Here is a 16,192-nt window from a genome sequence, read left to right as displayed (position 1 = left end):
AGGGACATGTTCCGCAACGTGCGAAGAGCGCTGTGCGCGGTGGTCGCCGCGCTGCTGCTGCCTCTGGGCCTGGCGGTCGCGCAACCGGCGCGGGCCGCGGAGGCGCCGGGAGCCGGGTACTGGCACACCAGCGGCCGTCAGATCCTCGACTCGGCCGGACAGCCCGTCCGGGTCGCCGGGATCAACTGGTTCGGCTTCGAGACCGGCAACTACGTGGTCCACGGCCTGTGGTCGCGCGACTACAAGAGCATGATCGACCAGATGAAGTCGCTGGGCTACAACACGATCCGCATCCCGTACAGCGACGACATCTTCAAGTCCTCGACCGTCCCCAACAGCATCGACTTCTCCAGCGGCAAGAACGCCGACCTCCAGGGCCTCAACTCCCTGGGCGTGCTGGACAAGATCGTGTCGTACGCCGGCCGGGACGGCCTGCGCGTCATCCTCGACCGGCACCGCCCGGACTCGGGCGGACAGTCCGCCCTCTGGTACACCGCGGCCGTCCCCGAGTCGACGTGGATCGCCAACTTGAAGTCCCTGGCGTCCCGTTACGCCGGGAACCCGGCCGTCGTCGGCATCGACCTCCACAACGAGCCGCACGATCCCGCCTGTTGGGGCTGCGGGGACACGGCGACCGACTGGCGGCTGGCCGCCCAGCGCGCCGGGAACGCGGTCCTGTCGGTCAACCCCGACCTGCTGATCTTCGTCGAGGGCATCCAGACCGTCAACGGAGTCTCCGGCTGGTGGGGCGGCAACCTGATGGGTGTCGCGCAGTATCCGGTCCAACTCTCGGTTCCCAACCGGCTGGTGTACTCGGCGCACGACTACGCCACCAGCGTCGCCCAGCAGAGCTGGTTCAGCGACCCCACCTTCCCGAACAACATGCCGGGGATCTGGGACAAGTACTGGGGCTACATCTTCAAGCAGAACATCGCCCCGGTGTGGGTGGGCGAGTTCGGTACGACGCTCCAGGCGTCCGTGGACCAGAAGTGGCTGGCGGCGCTGGTGAGTTACCTGCGCTCGACGTCGGCGAACGGCGCCGACTCCTTCCACTGGACGTTCTGGTCGTGGAACCCCAACTCCGGTGACACCGGCGGGATTCTGAAGGACGACTGGCAGAGCGTCGACACGGTGAAGGACGGCTACCTCGCGAGCATCAAGGCGCCGGCCTTCCCGCCGGTCGGCAGCGGTGGCGGTGGCGGTGGCGGAGGCGGTGGCGGAGGCGGTGGAGGTGGTGGCGGGAGCGCCGCCTGCACCGCGACCTACGCCGTCACCAGTGACTGGGGCGGCGGCTTCAACGGCGAGGTGAAAGTGGTGAATTCGGGGACGACGGCCATCTCGTCGTGGAAGGTCGCCTGGAGCTTCCCCGGCTCCCAGCAGATCTCCACCATGTGGAACGCGTCGTACACCCAGAGCGGGGCGTCGGTGACCGCCGTCAACGCGGCCCACAACGGGGCGTTGTCCGCGGGGAGTTCGGCCACCTTCGGGTTCGGTGCCGCGCCCGGCGGGGGCAGTGCGCCGAGCCTGACCTGCACGGCGACCTGAACTGCGCGAAGGGCGCCCGGAGTTCACCGGGCGCCCTTCAGCGTCGTACGGGTGCGCGGCGGACAACTACGCCGTGCGGGAAGGGAGTCAGAGGTTCTCGATCACGTGGTCGATGCACTTCGTGAGGGCCTCGACGTCCGCCGGGTCGATCGCCGGGAACATGGCGACGCGCAGCTGGTTGCGGCCGAGCTTGCGGTAGGGCTCGGTGTCGACGATGCCGTTGGCGCGCAGGACCTTGGCGATCGCGGCGGCGTCGATGTCCTCCGCGAAGTCGATCGTGCCGATGACCTGCGAGCGCTTCGCCGGGTCGGTGACGAACGGCGTCGCGTGCTTCGACTCCTCGGCCCAGGTGTAGAGGCGGGTGGAGGAGTCCTTCGTCCTGGAGGTGGAGAAGGCAAGGCCGCCCTGGCCGTTGATCCACTTGAGCTGCTCGTTCAGCAGGAACAGGGTGGAGAGCGCCGGGGTGTTGTACGTCTGGTTCTTGCGGGAGTTGTCGATCGCCGTGGGGAGGCTGAAGAACTCCGGGACGTGCCGGCCGGAGGCATGGACACGCTCGGCGCGCTCGATCGCGGCCGGGGAGAACACGCCGATCCACAGGCCGCCGTCGGAGGCGAAGGACTTCTGCGGGGCGAAGTAGTAGACGTCCGTCTCGGCGATGTCGACCGGGAGGCCGCCCGCGCCGGAGGTGGCGTCGACCAGGACCAGCGCGCCCTCGTCGGCGCCCGCGACGCGCTTGACCGGCGCCGCGACACCCGTCGACGTCTCGTTGTGGGTGAACGCGTACACGTCCACGCCCGCCTCGGCCCGCGCCTCCGGGTGGGTGCCCGGGTCGGAGGAGATCACCGTGGGCTCGGCCAGCCAGGGGGCGAGCTTGGCCGCCTTGGCGAACTTCGAGCTGAACTCGCCGAAGGTGAGGTGCTGCGACTTGTTCTCGATCAGCCCGTGGGTCGCGACGTCCCAGAACGCGGTCGAGCCGCCGTTGCCGAGGACGACCTCGTAGCCCTCAGGTAGGGAGAACAGTGCGGAGATGCCCTCGCGGACCTCGCCGACCAGGTTCTTCACCGGGGCCTGTCGGTGTGACGTACCCAAGAGGGAGGTGCCGGTGGCGGCGAGGGCGTCCAGCGCCTCGATCCGCACCTTGGAGGGACCCGCGCCGAAACGACCGTCCGCGGGCTTGATGTCAGAGGGAATCCGGATCTCAGCCACGGGGGGAGGGTAGCCGTTACGGCAAACGTGAGCGAAACGTGGTCCGTCCGGTGAGACGTCGTGTGGACGTCCGGCAGGGGGGTAGTACCGGTCCCTCCGAGGTACTACGGGACGGATGGATCCGGGACGCTCCTTGAAGGATCTTGAACGTCCGTCCCGGTGCCCTCGGTTGTCCCGCCTGATTTCCTGTACCCATGCCGAACCTGGAAGCGGATCTGCGCACGGCCCTGCGAGGCGACGTCGGCTTCGACACCACCTCCCGTGCCGTCGTGACCATGGACGCCTCGAACTACCGGCGGGTCCCCCTCGGGGTCGTAGCTCCCCAGGACGACGCCGACGTGGTCGCCGCCCTGGAGATCTGCCGGGAGCACGGAGTACCCGTAGTACCCAGGGGTGGGGGTACCTCCATCGCCGGACAGGCCACCGGCACCGGCGTCGTACTGGACTTCACCCGGCACATGAACCGCGTCCTCGACCTGGACCCCGCCACCCGTACCGCCGTGGTCCAGCCAGGACTGGTCCTCGACCGCCTCCAGGACGCCGCCGCCCCGCACGGCCTGCGCTTCGGCCCCGACCCCTCGACGCACAGCCGCTGCACCCTCGGCGGCATGATCGGCAACAACGCGTGCGGCTCCCACTCGGTCGCGTGGGGGACGACCGCCGACAACGTCCGGACCCTGGACGTCGTGACCGCGCGCGGCGCCCGCCTCACCCTGGGGAGGGACTGGGCGGGTAGCCCCGAAGGACTACGCCGACTGGTCGACACCGAACTGGCCCGCCTGCGCACCGGCTTCCCCGAACTCCCCCGGCGCATCTCCGGGTACGCCCTGGACGCCCTGCTCCCCGAGAAGGGCGCCGACACGGCCCGCGCGTACTGCGGCTCCGAGGGCACCCTCGCGGTCCTCACCCGGGCCACCGTCCGCCTCGTCGAGGCACCCCGCGCGCGGGCCCTCGCCGTCCTGGGGTACGGGGACGAGGGCGACGCGGCGGAGGCGGCGGCCGGGCTGCTGCCGTACGGGCCCCTGACGGTCGAAGGTATGGCGGCCGACCTCGTACCTGAGAGCTACGGGCTGCCCCGCGGCGGCGCGTGGCTGTTCGTCGAGACCGGCGGCGAGAGTCCGGACGAGGCGCGGGTACGGGGTGAGGCGATCGTCCGCGCGGCCGACGCCGTCGACGCGCTGGTCGTCACCGACCCCGCCGGACAGCGCGCCTTGTGGCGCATCCGGGAGGACGCGGGCGGTACGGCGACGAGGACGCCGGACGGCCGGGAGGCGTGGCCCGGCTGGGAGGACTGCGCCGTACCCCCGGCCCGCCTCGGCGCCTACCTGCGCGACTTCCGCGGCCTCCTCGCCGCGCACGGGCTGCGGGGTACCCCCTACGGCCACTTCGGCGACGGCTGCATCCACGTCCGCATCGACTTCGACCTCCTCACCGCCCCCGGCATCGCCCGCTTCCGCCGCTTCTCGGAGGAGTTGGCCGACCTCGTCACCGCCCATGGCGGGTCCCTCTCCGGGGAGCACGGCGACGGCCAGGCGCGCGCCGAACTGCTACCCAGGATGTACGGGGTGGAGATGGTCGCCCTCTTCGAACGCGTCAAAGCGCTCTGGGACCCCGACGACCTCCTCAACCCCGGCATGCTGGTCCGCCCCGCACCCCTCGACACCAACCTCCGCTTCGCACCGCTGCCCCGCGAGCCCGTCCCCGTCGTCTTCGGCTACCCCGCCGACGGCGGCGACTTCTCCGCCGCCGTACGGCGCTGCGTGGGCGTCGCCAAGTGCCGTACGACGACGGCGTCCGGCCCCGCCGTCATGTGCCCGTCGTTCCGCGCGACCGGCGAGGAGGCCCACTCCACCCGGGGACGCGCGAGGCTTCTGCACGAGATGCTCGCGGGTGAACTCGTCACCGACGGCTGGCAGTCGACCGAGGTCCGGGACGCGCTCGACCTGTGCCTCTCCTGCAAGGGGTGCCGCTCGGACTGCCCGGTCGGCGTCGACATGGCCACCTACAAGGCCGAGTTCCTGCACCACCACTACGAGGGGCGACGGCGTCCGGCCGCGCACTACAGCATGGGGCGGCTGCCGCAGTGGCTGCGGTGGATCGCCCGGACCCGGACCGCACCGCTCGTCAACTCCCTCGCTTCCGTACGGCCGTTGGCCGCACTCGGGAAGCGGATCGGCGGGGTCGCTCCCGAGCGGGAGATCCCGAGGGTGGCCTCGGAGACGTTCAGCCGGTGGTGGATGCGGCGGTTCAGGACGGTGCTGAAGCGGGGCCGGGCCGAGTGGCTGCGGGATGGACAGATGATCGTTCTGTGGCCGGACACCTTTACCGAACATCTGTCACCGGCAGTCGGCAAAGCGGCAGTTCGCGTTCTGGAAGCGGCCGGGATGACGGTGCTGCTGCCGCCGACCGTGCGGTGGGAGGGCGCGGCGACGCCGTGGCCGGCACGCAGGAGAAAGGTGTGCTGCGGGCTCACCTACGTGTCCACCGGCCAGTTGGAGCAGGCCCGGCAGGTGCTGCGCGAGACGCTGGACCTGCTGGATACGTACCTGATGCCGATGGATGAACTCGCCGACGAGGACGACGACTTGCCGCTCCCGCCCTTCGTCGTCCTCGAACCCGGCTGCGCCGCCGCGCTCCGCACCGACCTCCCCGAACTCCTCCCCGACGACCCGCGCGCCGCGCGGCTGGCCGCCCGGGTGCTCACCTTCGCGGAGGCGCTGGAGCAGTACGCCCCGGACTGGGCGCCGCCCCGGCTGGACCGGCCGGTGGTCGGGCAGACCCACTGCCACCAGCACGCGGTGCTCGGCGACGCGGCCGACCGGCGGCTGAGGGAAGCCGCGGGCCTCGGCGGGGAGTTGAGCGGCGGATGCTGCGGCCTCGCCGGTAACTTCGGCTTCGAGAAAGGGCACTTCGAGGTGTCGGCCGCCTGTGCCGAGGAGCAACTCCTGCCGTCCGTACGGGACGCGCCGCAGGACGCGGTCGTCCTCGCCGACGGCTTCTCCTGCCGGACCCAGCTGGAGCAGCTGGCCGGGGTGCGGGGCAGGCACCTCGCGGAGGTGCTCGCCGAGGCGCTGGACGGAGAGAGGGACACCAAGTGACGTACGAGGAAGCCGAGTCGGTCGCAGTTCTGTCCGACATCCACGGCGTTCTGCCCGCCCTCGAAGCGGTGCTGGCCGAACCGGACGTCGCCGCCGTCGACCGGATCGTCCTCACCGGGGACATCGCGGCGGGACCCCAACCCGCCGAGGTCATCGACCTGTTGAGGGAGCAGGGCGACCGCGTGCTGTGGGTCTCCGGCAACGCGGACCGGGAACTGGTCGAGTACCGGCGCGGTCTGCGCGACGACATCCCGGACCCCGTCGGCCCGTTCGCCGCGCGGGCGCTGACCGAGGAGCACGTCGACTTCCTCGCCGCCCTCCCGGCGACCCTTACACTCACCGTCGCCGGACTGGGGACGACCCTGTTCTGCCACGCAACTCCCCGCGACGACGAGGAAGTTGTCCTCGTCGACTCCCGCCAGGCCCGCTGGAGCGAGGTCCTCGCCGGGCTCGACCCCGCCGTACGCACCGTCGTCTGCGGGCACACCCATATGCCGTATCTCCGCCTCGCCGAGGGCAAGTTGGTCGTCAATCCCGGCAGCGTCGGGATGCCGTACGGCCGTTCCGGCGCGCACTGGTGCCTGCTCGGGCCGGGGGTGGACCTGCGGGTCACGCCGTACGACGTGCCGGGAGCCGTGGCGCGGCTGGTCGCGGAGTGCGGGTACCCGGGGATCGCCGAGTGGGCGGACACCTATCTGTACGCGCGGGTCACGGACACGCTGGCCATGGAGACGTTCGGGCCGCGTGACGGACGCGGCTGACCAGCGATTCTGTGAATGAGCTGGGTGATGCTGATGGAATGCCCAGCTTTCTCAAAGGTATTCACAGCGCCTCTTTGCCAACTTTGCCGCCCGTGAACAAGAGGGGCGTGTAGGTTTCTCGGTATCGGGTTCCGGACGCGGAATTCGACGAAATCGAAAGTTCAGCGCAATCCCCCTTAGGAGTCGGAATGAGCTTCAAGAAGCTTGCCCCGCTGCCCCCGAAGCCCAAGTCGAAGCAGCTCCCGCCCCCGCCGAAGCCGAAGCCCAAGGGCAAGCGCCCGGTTCCGCCGGCCCTCAAGCCCATCCCCGGTCAGGGCAACTGATCCTGCGGTGAAAAGAGAAAGGGCCGGTGGTGCGCCATCGGCCCTTTCTCGATTCTTTTGAATATGGGGAGCCGACGGCAGGGAAAGGGTGTGTCGCGTGGTCGACAAGAATACGGAGATCGATGATCTCGATTCCGATTCGGACTCCGGCGAATACGAGTACGACACCCCGACCATTCCGCCCCGGGCCGCGTTCCGCCGTTTCTGGCCGCTGACCCAGGGCCTGCGGAAGTGGCTGCTGCTCGTCTGGGTCTGCACGATCCTCTCCGCCCTCGCCGAGACCGAAGCCATCCTGCTTTTCGGCGAGTTGACCGACCATGCCCTCAACCAGGGCTCCCTGAGCGCCTTCTGGACCCCGGCCGGGAAGTGGCTCGCCGTCGCGGTCGTCGGTGCGGTCGTCGCGTACGCCGGCAACTCCCTCGCCGCCTGGGCCACCGAACGCTTCGTGATGAGACTGCGCGAGCATGTCTTCGACCACGTACAGCAGTTGCCCCCGCACTTCTTCCAAGTCCACCGCCAGGGCGACCTGTTGTCCCGGCTGACCAGTGACGTCGAGGCGATCGAGACGCTCGTCGTGTCCGGCCTCGTGGGCGCCGCCTCGGCCGGGTTCAGCACCCTCTTCTACGCCGCCGCCGCGTTCTGGCTGCGCTGGGACCTCGCCGCCGCGACCTTCGTCCTGGCCCCCCTGTTCTGGCTCGCGGCCCGCCGCTTCTCCGGCTCCATCAAGGACGTGTCCCGCGCGGGCCGGGTCGCGGACGGCGCGATCACCTCCGTCGTCGAGGAGTCCCTCGGCAACATCGTCCTCACCCAGGCGTACGGCCGCCGCGACGCCGAGCGGCGCCGGCTGCACGAGGAGGCGACGGCCTGGTTCCGCGCCTCCGTGCGCTCGACCCGGCTGAACGAGGCGTACGAGCAGCTCGTCCAGGTCATCGAGACCGTGTGCGTGCTCGCGGTGATCGGCGTCGGCGCCTGGGAGATCTCCACCGGACGCATGACGCTCGGTCAACTCCTCGCGTTCGCTGCCTTCTTGGGCTACCTCTACCCACCCGTGCGCGGACTCGCCCAGCTCGGGCTCACGATCACGGCGGCCACCGCCGGCGCCGAGCGGCTGATCGAGATCCTCGACGTCCGGCCGTCGGTCACCGACCCCCGGCACGCCGCCGACACCGGCCGCCCGGACGGCGCGATCACGGTCCGCGACGTCGCCTTCCGCTACCCCGGCGCGGACCGCGACGCCCTCCGGGGACTCTCCTTCGACGTCAGCCCCGGCGAGCTGGTGATCGTCACCGGCCCGAGCGGCGCCGGGAAGTCCACGGTCTCGAAGCTGCTCCTCAGGTTCTACGACCCCGATACCGGAGAGGTACGCCTCGACGGCACACCTCTGCGGGACCTCCCCCTCGCCCGGCTGCGGGAGTACGTCACCCTCCTCCCCCAGGAGACGCTGGTCCTGCACGACACCGTCCGCGCCAACATCGCCTGCGGCCGGCCCGGCGCCGGCGACGAGGCGATCGAGGCGGCGGCGCGCGCGGCCGACGCCCACGACTTCGTCGTACGCCTCCCCGACGGGTACGACACGCGGATCGACCCCGGCACCGCACGCCTGTCCGGCGGGCAGCTCCAGCGGCTCGCCATCGCCCGCGCGATCCTGCGCGACTCCCCGGTGCTGGTCCTCGACGAGCCGACGACCGGGCTCGACGCGATGTCCGCACGCCGGGTGGTCAGGCCGCTGCGGCGGCTGATGGCCGGGCGGACGACCCTGATGATCACCCACGACCTCAACCTCGCGCCCGACGCCGACCGCATCCTCGTCGTCGACCGGGGGCGGGTCGTCGAGACCGGCCGGCACGAGGAACTGCTCGCGCGCGGCGGGGCGTACTCCCGGCTGCACCGCTCGCAGAACAACGCCGTGATGGACACGGGGGAGCTGCGGATGCCGGTGTTCCCGGAGACCGAGGCGGAGAGGGCTACGGAGGCATGGGCGGGTGGTGGAGCAGGCCAGGGGTACTACCCCGGTGACGCGGGTGGAGCGGAGTACTACGGGTATGACGTACCGGCTCCAGCACCGGCCCCCGAGCCCAACCCCTACGCCGGGTACGACCCGTACCACCCCTACTACGGTCACGTACCCCCCGTCCCCCAGACGTACGACATACCGCAGGGGTACTGAGGGCATCTCACGGTCCGAGACAGTGGCAAACCCGGTTCACACGCCTGACCGAGTCCATTACCGTGGACTCGAAAGTGCATCATGATGAACTCGCCGAGCACCGGGACCGCCAGTGACCACCCCTGAACCGACGATCACGACCCCTACTGGCGGCGTACCCGGAACCCTCCGGGGCGAGGGCGGTACTCCGGGCGGTACCCCTGGCGGGGGACGGGGCAGGGGTACGAGCCCCCTCGGACCCATCGGCCTGGTGCTGGCCGGCGGCGTGTCGGTGCAGTTCGGCGGCGCCCTGTCCGTACTGCTGATGCCGAGGGCGGGCGCGCTCGGCGTGGTGACGCTGCGCCTGGTGGTCGCCTCGGTGGTGCTGCTCGTGATCTGCCGCCCCCGCCTGCGCGGCCACTCGCGCGCGGACTGGGGCACGGTGATCGTCTTCGGCGCCACGATGGCCACCATGAACGGCCTCTTCTACCAGGCCGTCGCCCGCATCCCCCTCGGCCCGGCCGTCACCCTGGAGGTCCTCGGCCCGCTGGCCCTCTCGGTCCTGGCCTCCCGCCGCGCGGTGAACGCGGTCTGGGCGGCCCTCGCCCTCGCCGGCGTCTTCCTGCTCGGCGGCGGGAGCTTCGACAGCCTCGACCCGGCCGGCGTCGCGTTCGCGCTCTCGGCGGGCGTCGCGTGGGCGACGTACATCGTCTTCAGCGCCCGCACGGGCCGCCGCTTCCCGCAGGCCGACGGCCTCGCGCTCGCGATGGGCGTCGGCGCCCTCCTCTTCCTGCCGCTGGGGATCGCGGAGGCGGGTGCGAAGCTGCTGAACCCGGCGACCGTGGGCCTCGGCGCGGCCGTCGCGATCCTCTCCTCGGTCCTGCCCTACACCCTCGAACTCCTCGCCCTGCGCCGCCTCCCCGCCTCCACCTTCGCGATCCTCATGAGCCTCGAACCGGCCATCGCCTCGGGGGCCGGGTTCCTCATCCTCGACCAGGCCCTGACCTCGCTCCAGGCGCTGGCGATCGCGCTCGTCATCGCCGCGAGTATGGGGGCGGTACGTACGCAGGTGGGGAGGGGGAGGGCGAAGCTGCCGGACGCGCCCAGCGCGTCCGGCGTCTCCGGGGCCTCCACCGGCTGAGGCGGCCGGTCGTCCCTCTGCGGATGTACCCGGTTAGTACCGGAGAGGGACGACCGGCGGGGAGAGGCCGGGACCCCGTACCCGTCCCTCCCGGGTAGCCCCTACCTCAGTAGCCCTGTACGTCCTTCGTCAGGACCCCTTGCTCCGTCGCGAGCGTGTGGTCGTAGCGGACCCCGGGACCCCGGACCCGGTACCGCTCACTCGTGGTGGCTACGGCGTGCCGCTGCTCCCGGGGTACGCCGAGCGTGAAGGTCGCGTCCCCCCGGTACTCGTCGTCGACGCGGGTGGCACCGACGGCCGAGCGGTCGCCGACGGACATGATCACGCGCAGCCGGTTGCCGCTGTCGATGGTCGCGCGGCCGTCGAGGGTGTAGGCGCGGTCGGTGCGGGAGACGTGCCCGCCGGTGGTGACGGCCTGGTGGTCGGTCCACTTGCCGGTCTGGTCGTCGGTGTTCTCGTCGGGCGTCCACCGGTGGTCGATCGCGGTCGTGAGGGTCCGCTCGACCGTCGTCGTGACCCGGCCGTGCGAGGTGTCGAGGTACCCGGTGACCTTGAGCCGGTCCGTGCCGTCGGTCGTCAGGTGGCGCAGCGAGCCGTCGGTGTAGTGATTGACGACCTGAGGACCACTCTGCCGGTACGACGTGACGGCCCCGGTCACGACCGCCTTGTGGTGGTCCTGCCAGACGAGGACGTTCGTCGGCGCGCTCCACCCGGTCTGCCCGGCCGGCACCCCGATCACCGACACGTCGACCTTGTGCGCCTTCCCGTCGTTCAGGACTCCCGCGAACGGCGTCAGGTCGTACACCAGCGGTCGTACGTCGAAGGAGTGAGGCGAGGGGATCACCGACCAGAGGTACGGGGACCAGCCGCCGGTCCACACGTTCGGGTACGGCGAGGCGATCCCGGCGACCTTCCCGTCGACGCTGATCCGCACCTCGCGGTACGGCCCGTCGTCCCCGCCCTTGCAGGAGTACGACGCCGAAGGGGTGACCGCCGAGTACCAGAACTCCTCGCAGCCGCCGCCCGATCCGGTGGCGTACACCTCCGCGAGGATCCGCTCGGAGTTGCGCGGCACGGTCAGGGACGCGCCCGTCGTCACGCTGTTGGCGTCGCTCAGGGGTATGACGCGGTCGGGCGCGGAGACCCGGACTCCAGGGGTGGACGGGTAGAACGTGAGGGTGACCTTGACGTTCAGGATGCCCGTGTAGGTGTCGTCGACAACGTTGCCAATGAGCATGTCGACGGACTGCGGGGTGCTGAGGGTCTTCGCGTACTGGGTGACGTCCTTCTCGACGGACCAGTCGATCCCGTCCTGCGAGGGCTCGGGCGTCGAGGTGCGGAGCATCTGTACGCCGCCGATGTCCAGGTAGCCGAGCCGGTCGAACTGCCTGCCCTTCACGTTCCCGTCGAGGCGCAGCACGACTTTGGACCAACTTCCGGGCCTGCCGCAGCCGTTGGGCGGGGTGTAGGTACCGGTGTACGGGGTGAAGTCCTTGAACTCGGCCTGTGCGACGGTGACCGAGCACGACCTCGTGTGCGGGGTCGCGAGCGGCGGGGCGGCGGTGACGGGGTCGTGGTAGTCGGTCCCGAACTCGGGCGGCACGGTGGTGGCCGGCGCGGTGGCGGAGGCCGGCACGGTGGTCGCGGCGGCCGGTGTGCCGGCGGCGGAGGCGCTGCCCAGGGACAGGCCGAACGCGGCGACGGTGGCGGCCAGCACGGTGAACGTCCGGCCCTGACGGATCGCGGGTCCCGAGGGGCCCGGGGCCCTGGTCCTCGTGGCTCGTATGACTCTCATGCGGCGCAGTGAACTGCCACGTCCCGCGCCGGGCCAAGGGGGGTTGGAAAGATATTGACCAATTCCGGGGCATAACCGGACCTGGCGTCGATAGGGCCGTGATCTGCCCGACCGGCCGCGCCCCCCTCGGGCCGCGAAAATCCCGTACCCCGCGAGTACTACGAGAACTACAGTCGGCGCTCATGTCCGCACCCACCAGGTCAGTAGAAGCCGCAGTCATCGCCGACGCCTACTCCCTCGGCCCCGGCCCCTGGAGTGTCACCCCGGTGTCCCGGGGTGCCCTCGGGCAGATCTGGCGGCTGACCGGCGCCGGATCGTCCTGGGCGGTGAAGGAGATGCTGTTCGGGTGCGACGAGGACCAGGTCCGCAAGGAGGCCGAGCTCCGGGACGCGGCGGAGGAGCTGGGCATCTCGGCGCCCCGCCTGCACACCAACCGCGACGGCGCCCACGTCACCCGCCTGGAGACCTCGGCGGTCAAGCTGTACGACTGGGTGGAGGGGAGCGCGGCCGACACCTCCGACCCCGCGATCCTGGACTGGTTCGGCCGGACGGCCGGGATCGTCCACCGCGCGGGGGCGGGCGCCGAGGGGCCGGTGAACGACTGGTACGAGCGCTGCCCCGACGACGCCGAGTGGCGGGAACTCGGCGAGAAGGTACGGCGCGCGGGGCTCGCCTGGGCCGACGAACTGGACCGCTTCGTCAAGGGCGTAGTACCTGAGCTGTCCGCCTGGGTGATACCTGCGGGGGACGCCGAACTGGTGATGTCGCACCTCGACTTCCAGCCGCAGAACGTCCTGGTGGGCCCCGCCGGACCTGTCCTGCTCGACTGGGACAACGCCGGCCCGATCTCCGCCGAACAGGAGTTGGCGCGCGCCCTGTTCGTCTGGTCGGGCGCGAACGAGCCGGACCCCGAGAGGGCTCGGCGGATCGTCCGGGCGTACCGCGCCGCCGGTGGGCCGGGCGTGATCCGGGGGAGGCGGTCGTTCTCCATGCTCCTCGCAACCGCCCTGAACTACGTGCGAGTTCAGGCCGACTGCGCGGTCGAACCGACGGTCACCGAGGAGCAGCGGGCGTTCGGTGCCGAGCAGGCGGTCCGCTGCATGCGGGTGATCCCGCGTCTGGACGCCGTGGACGTGCTGGCCGAGGCGGCTGCTGAGGCGAGCTGAGCGGTCTTGGGAGGCGAGTTGAACGGCCTTGCCGGCTGGGGGTGTTGAACGGCTCTGCCGCCGACGCCTCTTGGCCGCCGCCGTGACCAGATCCATGCAAGCACGCTTGATTGTTTTCACCCCCACTGCCATGCTCGCCCCATGGCCGACCCCACCCCCGTCATCGACGACCTGCGTGCCGAGAGCGAGGAACTCGACCGGCTGGTAGCTGAGTTGAGCCCCGAACAGTGGAAACTCCCGACGCCTGCGGCCGGTTGGACCATCGCCCACCAGATCGCGCACCTCGCCTGGACGGACCGCTCCGCCCGGCTGGCGATGACCGACCAGGACGCGTTCTCGCGCGAGGTCGAGAAGGCGCTCGTGGCGCCCGGCGACTTCGTGGACAACGGGGCGCGGGACGGCGCGGAACGACCGCCCGAGCGCTTGCTCGGGGGCTGGCGGGCCGAACGCGAGGCGCTGGAGCAGGTGTTGCGGACGGCGCCCGAGCGCGGGCGGTTCCCCTGGTACGGCCCGCCGATGTCCACCGCGTCCATGGCCACCGCCCGCCTGATGGAGACCTGGGCGCACGGCCTGGACGTCGCGGACGCGCTCGGCGTCACACCGGTCCCCACGGACCGGCTCCGCCACATCGCCCGACTCGGCGTCAGGACACGGGACTTCGCGTTCGGTGTGCACGGGCTCGCGGCGCCGTTCGAGGACTTCCGCGTCGAACTCACCTCTCCATCGGGTGCCTTGTGGACGTACGGGCCCGAGGACGCCGACCAGCGGGTCACCGGTCCCGCGCTCGACTTCTGCCTCCTCGTCACCCAGCGCGCCCACCGCGACGACCTCGCCCTCAACGCCGAAGGGCCGGAGGCCGAGCAGTGGCTGGGGGTCGCCCAGGTGTTCGCCGGGCCGCCCGGAGGAGGCCGCCCGCCGAAGTCGGAGACCGCCGAACGGCTTGTGGGGGAGGCCGGATGACCCTCCGGATAGGCAACTTCTCGGGGTTCTACGGCGACCGTCTGGACGCCCTCCACGAGATGCTGACCGGAGGCGAACTCGACGTCCTCACCGGGGACTTCCTCGCCGAGCTGACGATGCTCATCCTCGGCCGGGACCAACTCAAGGACCCCGGCGCCGGGTTCGCGCGTACCTTTCTGCGGCAACTGGAGGACTGCCTCGGCCTCGCGCACGAACGCGGGGTGCGGATCGTCACCAACGCCGGCGGGCTCAATCCGGCCGGACTCGCCGACGCCGTAAGGGAGTTGGCGCGGCGGCTCGGGGTTCCGGCGCGAGTCGCGCACGTCGAGGGGGACGATCTGCGCGGGCGGTTCCCGGACGCGCTCGCCGCACACGCCTACCTCGGCGGGGCCGGGATCGCCGCGTGCCTGCGGGAGGGCGCCGACATCGTGGTGACCGGGCGGGTGACCGACGCGGCGCTCGTCACCGGGCCCGCCGCCGCGCACTTCGGGTGGGGGTCGGGGGAGTACGACCGGCTCGCGGGCGCGGTCGTCGCCGGGCACATCCTGGAGTGCGGGACGCAGGCCACCGGCGGCAACTACGCCTTCTTCCAGGAGGCCGACGTACGCCGTCCCGGCTTCCCGGTCGCGGAACTCCACGCCGACGGCAGCTGCGTGATCACCAAGCACCCCGGTACGGGGGGTCTGGTGGACGTGGGTACGGTCACCGCCCAACTCCTGTACGAGACGGGCGGTGCCCGGTACGCCGGGCCCGATGTGACCGCCCGCCTCGACTCCGTAGTACTGGAGAGTGACGGGCCCGACCGGGTCAGGGTCGCCGGGGTACGGGGGGAGGCGCCGCCGCCGGACCTCAAGGTCGGGCTGAGCCGGATCGGGGGCTTCCGTAACGAGGTCGCCTTCGTCCTCACCGGGCTCGACATCGAGGCCAAGGCCGCGCTCGTGCGGGAGCAGATGGAGACGTACGCCTTCGGCAAGTCCCTTCCCGCCGAGGTGCGTTGGGACCTCGTCCGCAGCGACCGGGCCGACGCCGGGACCGAGGAGGAGGCCAGCGCCGTACTGCGGCTGGTCGTACGGGACGCGCGGGAGGAGACCGCCGGGCGCGCCCTGTCCGGCGCCGCCGTCGAGCTGGCTCTCGGGAGCTACCCCGGGTTCCATGTCCTCGCGCCGCCCGGGCGGGGGGCGCCGTACGGGGTGTTCGAGGCGGCGTACCTGCCTCAGGGGGACGTCGGGCACCGGGCCGTCCTCGACGACGGGCGGCGGATCGCCGTACCCCCACCCACCCGTACCACCGTGCTCGAACCGGTACCGGAGCCGCCGCTCCCCGATCCGCTGCCTCCCTCTCAGGTACGAGTACGGGTACCCCTGGGGACGATCGCCGGGGCGCGCAGCGGCGACAAGGGCGGTGACGCGAACGTCGGGGTGTGGGTACGCACCGACGAGGCATGGCGCTGGCTCGTCCACGAGCTGACGGTCGACCGCTTCCGGGAACTGCTCCCCGAGACCCGCGCCCTCCCCGTCACCCGGCACGTCCTGCCCGGCCTCCGCGCCGTGAACTTCGTGGTCGAGGGCATCCTCGGCGCGGGCGTCGCGTCCCAGCACCGCTTCGACCCTCAGGCCAAGGCACTGGGGGAGTGGCTGCGGGCGCGGTACGTGGACGTTCCGGAGGGCGTCCTGCGCGCGGGGGTGACGGTCGAGGCCGAGGGTCCCGCGTCCGCGCGCGTAGGGGTGAGGGTTGATCCCGGCGAGTCCGCGTCCGGGCCTGCGGCGGTGACTGCTGATTCCGACGACCTCGCGCCCGCGCGCGCCACATCCGCCACGGGCGACGCGCCCGCGCGAGAGGATCACGAAGGTCTGCGCACGCCTGCGGAGGCGCCGAGCGGCGTGGCCCGGCCTCCGGGTTCCCCGGCGGTCCCGGCCGCTCCCTCGCTGCCGGCGGTCATTTCGGGCGGTACGAGAGTCTCCGGTGGCGTGCACGACCCCGCGGCCGTCTCCGGCGGCCCACCCGCGCAGGGGACCCCGGACCCCGCAGCGGCCCCGTACGGCTCCGCACGC

The 16,192-nt window shown here is 71.5% G+C and carries 10 protein-coding genes and 1 pseudogene; 9 read left to right on the top strand and 2 right to left on the bottom strand.

From position 1 onward, the window contains the following. The first annotated feature begins 6 nt into the window (after positions 1–6). On the top strand, positions 7–1,545 hold the full coding sequence (locus ACQCO7_RS18590) for a cellulase family glycosylhydrolase (protein WP_464072906.1): 1,539 nt from the start codon (positions 7–9) through the stop codon (positions 1,543–1,545). An 87-nt stretch (positions 1,546–1,632) separates the two neighbouring features. Here the strand turns inward: ACQCO7_RS18590 and serC are convergent, their stop codons facing one another. Beyond that, positions 1,633–2,751 (bottom strand): phosphoserine transaminase, encoded by a 1,119-nt coding sequence (serC, locus tag ACQCO7_RS18585; protein WP_464072905.1) that lies wholly within the window; start codon positions 2,749–2,751, stop codon positions 1,633–1,635. 194 nt (positions 2,752–2,945) lie between these two features. On the opposite strand from serC, the gene ACQCO7_RS18580 reads away from it, so the two are divergent. From ACQCO7_RS18580 to ACQCO7_RS18560, 5 genes are all read left to right on the top strand, one after another. Then, positions 2,946–5,849, top strand: a complete 2,904-nt coding sequence (locus ACQCO7_RS18580; protein ID WP_464072904.1) for an FAD-binding and (Fe-S)-binding domain-containing protein — start codon at positions 2,946–2,948, stop codon at positions 5,847–5,849. Then, positions 5,846–6,610 carry a metallophosphoesterase family protein gene (locus ACQCO7_RS18575; protein WP_464072903.1) on the top strand — a complete coding sequence of 255 codons (765 nt, stop codon included), beginning with the start codon at positions 5,846–5,848 and terminating at the stop codon, positions 6,608–6,610. Before ACQCO7_RS18580 ends, ACQCO7_RS18575 begins: the two co-directional genes overlap by 4 nt. Positions 6,611–6,798: 188 nt before the next feature. Continuing rightward, complete coding sequence (locus ACQCO7_RS18570; protein WP_464072902.1) at positions 6,799–6,933, top strand: hypothetical protein; 135 nt, start codon at positions 6,799–6,801, stop codon at positions 6,931–6,933. A 97-nt stretch (positions 6,934–7,030) separates the two neighbouring features. Continuing rightward, a complete protein-coding gene (locus ACQCO7_RS18565; RefSeq protein WP_464072901.1) occupies positions 7,031–9,100 on the top strand; it encodes an ABC transporter ATP-binding protein in 2,070 nt (689 codons plus the stop codon). A gap of 112 nt (positions 9,101–9,212) precedes the next feature. Then, positions 9,213–10,220 carry an EamA family transporter gene (locus ACQCO7_RS18560; protein WP_464072900.1) on the top strand — a complete coding sequence of 336 codons (1,008 nt, stop codon included), beginning with the start codon at positions 9,213–9,215 and terminating at the stop codon, positions 10,218–10,220. Positions 10,221–10,326: 106 nt separating this feature from the next. Here the strand turns inward: ACQCO7_RS18560 and ACQCO7_RS18555 are convergent, their stop codons facing one another. Then, the gene (locus ACQCO7_RS18555; protein WP_464077236.1) at positions 10,327–11,961 is read right to left on the bottom strand and encodes a peptide-N4-asparagine amidase; all 1,635 of its coding nucleotides are present in this window, start codon (positions 11,959–11,961) and stop codon (positions 10,327–10,329) included. 236 nt (positions 11,962–12,197) lie between these two features. Here ACQCO7_RS18555 and ACQCO7_RS18550 point away from each other — a divergent pair, with 236 nt between their 5' ends. From ACQCO7_RS18550 to ACQCO7_RS18540, 3 genes and pseudogenes are all read left to right on the top strand, one after another. Further along, positions 12,198–13,181, top strand: a complete 984-nt coding sequence (locus ACQCO7_RS18550; protein ID WP_464072899.1) for a phosphotransferase enzyme family protein — start codon at positions 12,198–12,200, stop codon at positions 13,179–13,181. Positions 13,182–13,322: 141 nt separating this feature from the next. Continuing rightward, complete coding sequence (locus ACQCO7_RS18545) at positions 13,323–14,141, top strand: TIGR03084 family metal-binding protein (RefSeq protein ID WP_464072898.1); 819 nt, start codon at positions 13,323–13,325, stop codon at positions 14,139–14,141. Next, a pseudogene (locus tag ACQCO7_RS18540) lies at positions 14,138–15,814 on the top strand (acyclic terpene utilization AtuA family protein); the annotation flags it as partial. The gene ACQCO7_RS18545 and the pseudogene ACQCO7_RS18540, both read left to right, overlap by 4 nt. Positions 15,815–16,192: the final 378 nt, after the last annotated feature.

The organism is Streptomyces saintjeani (genome assembly GCF_055409605.1).
This window is presented reverse-complemented; position numbering and strand designations above follow the sequence as displayed.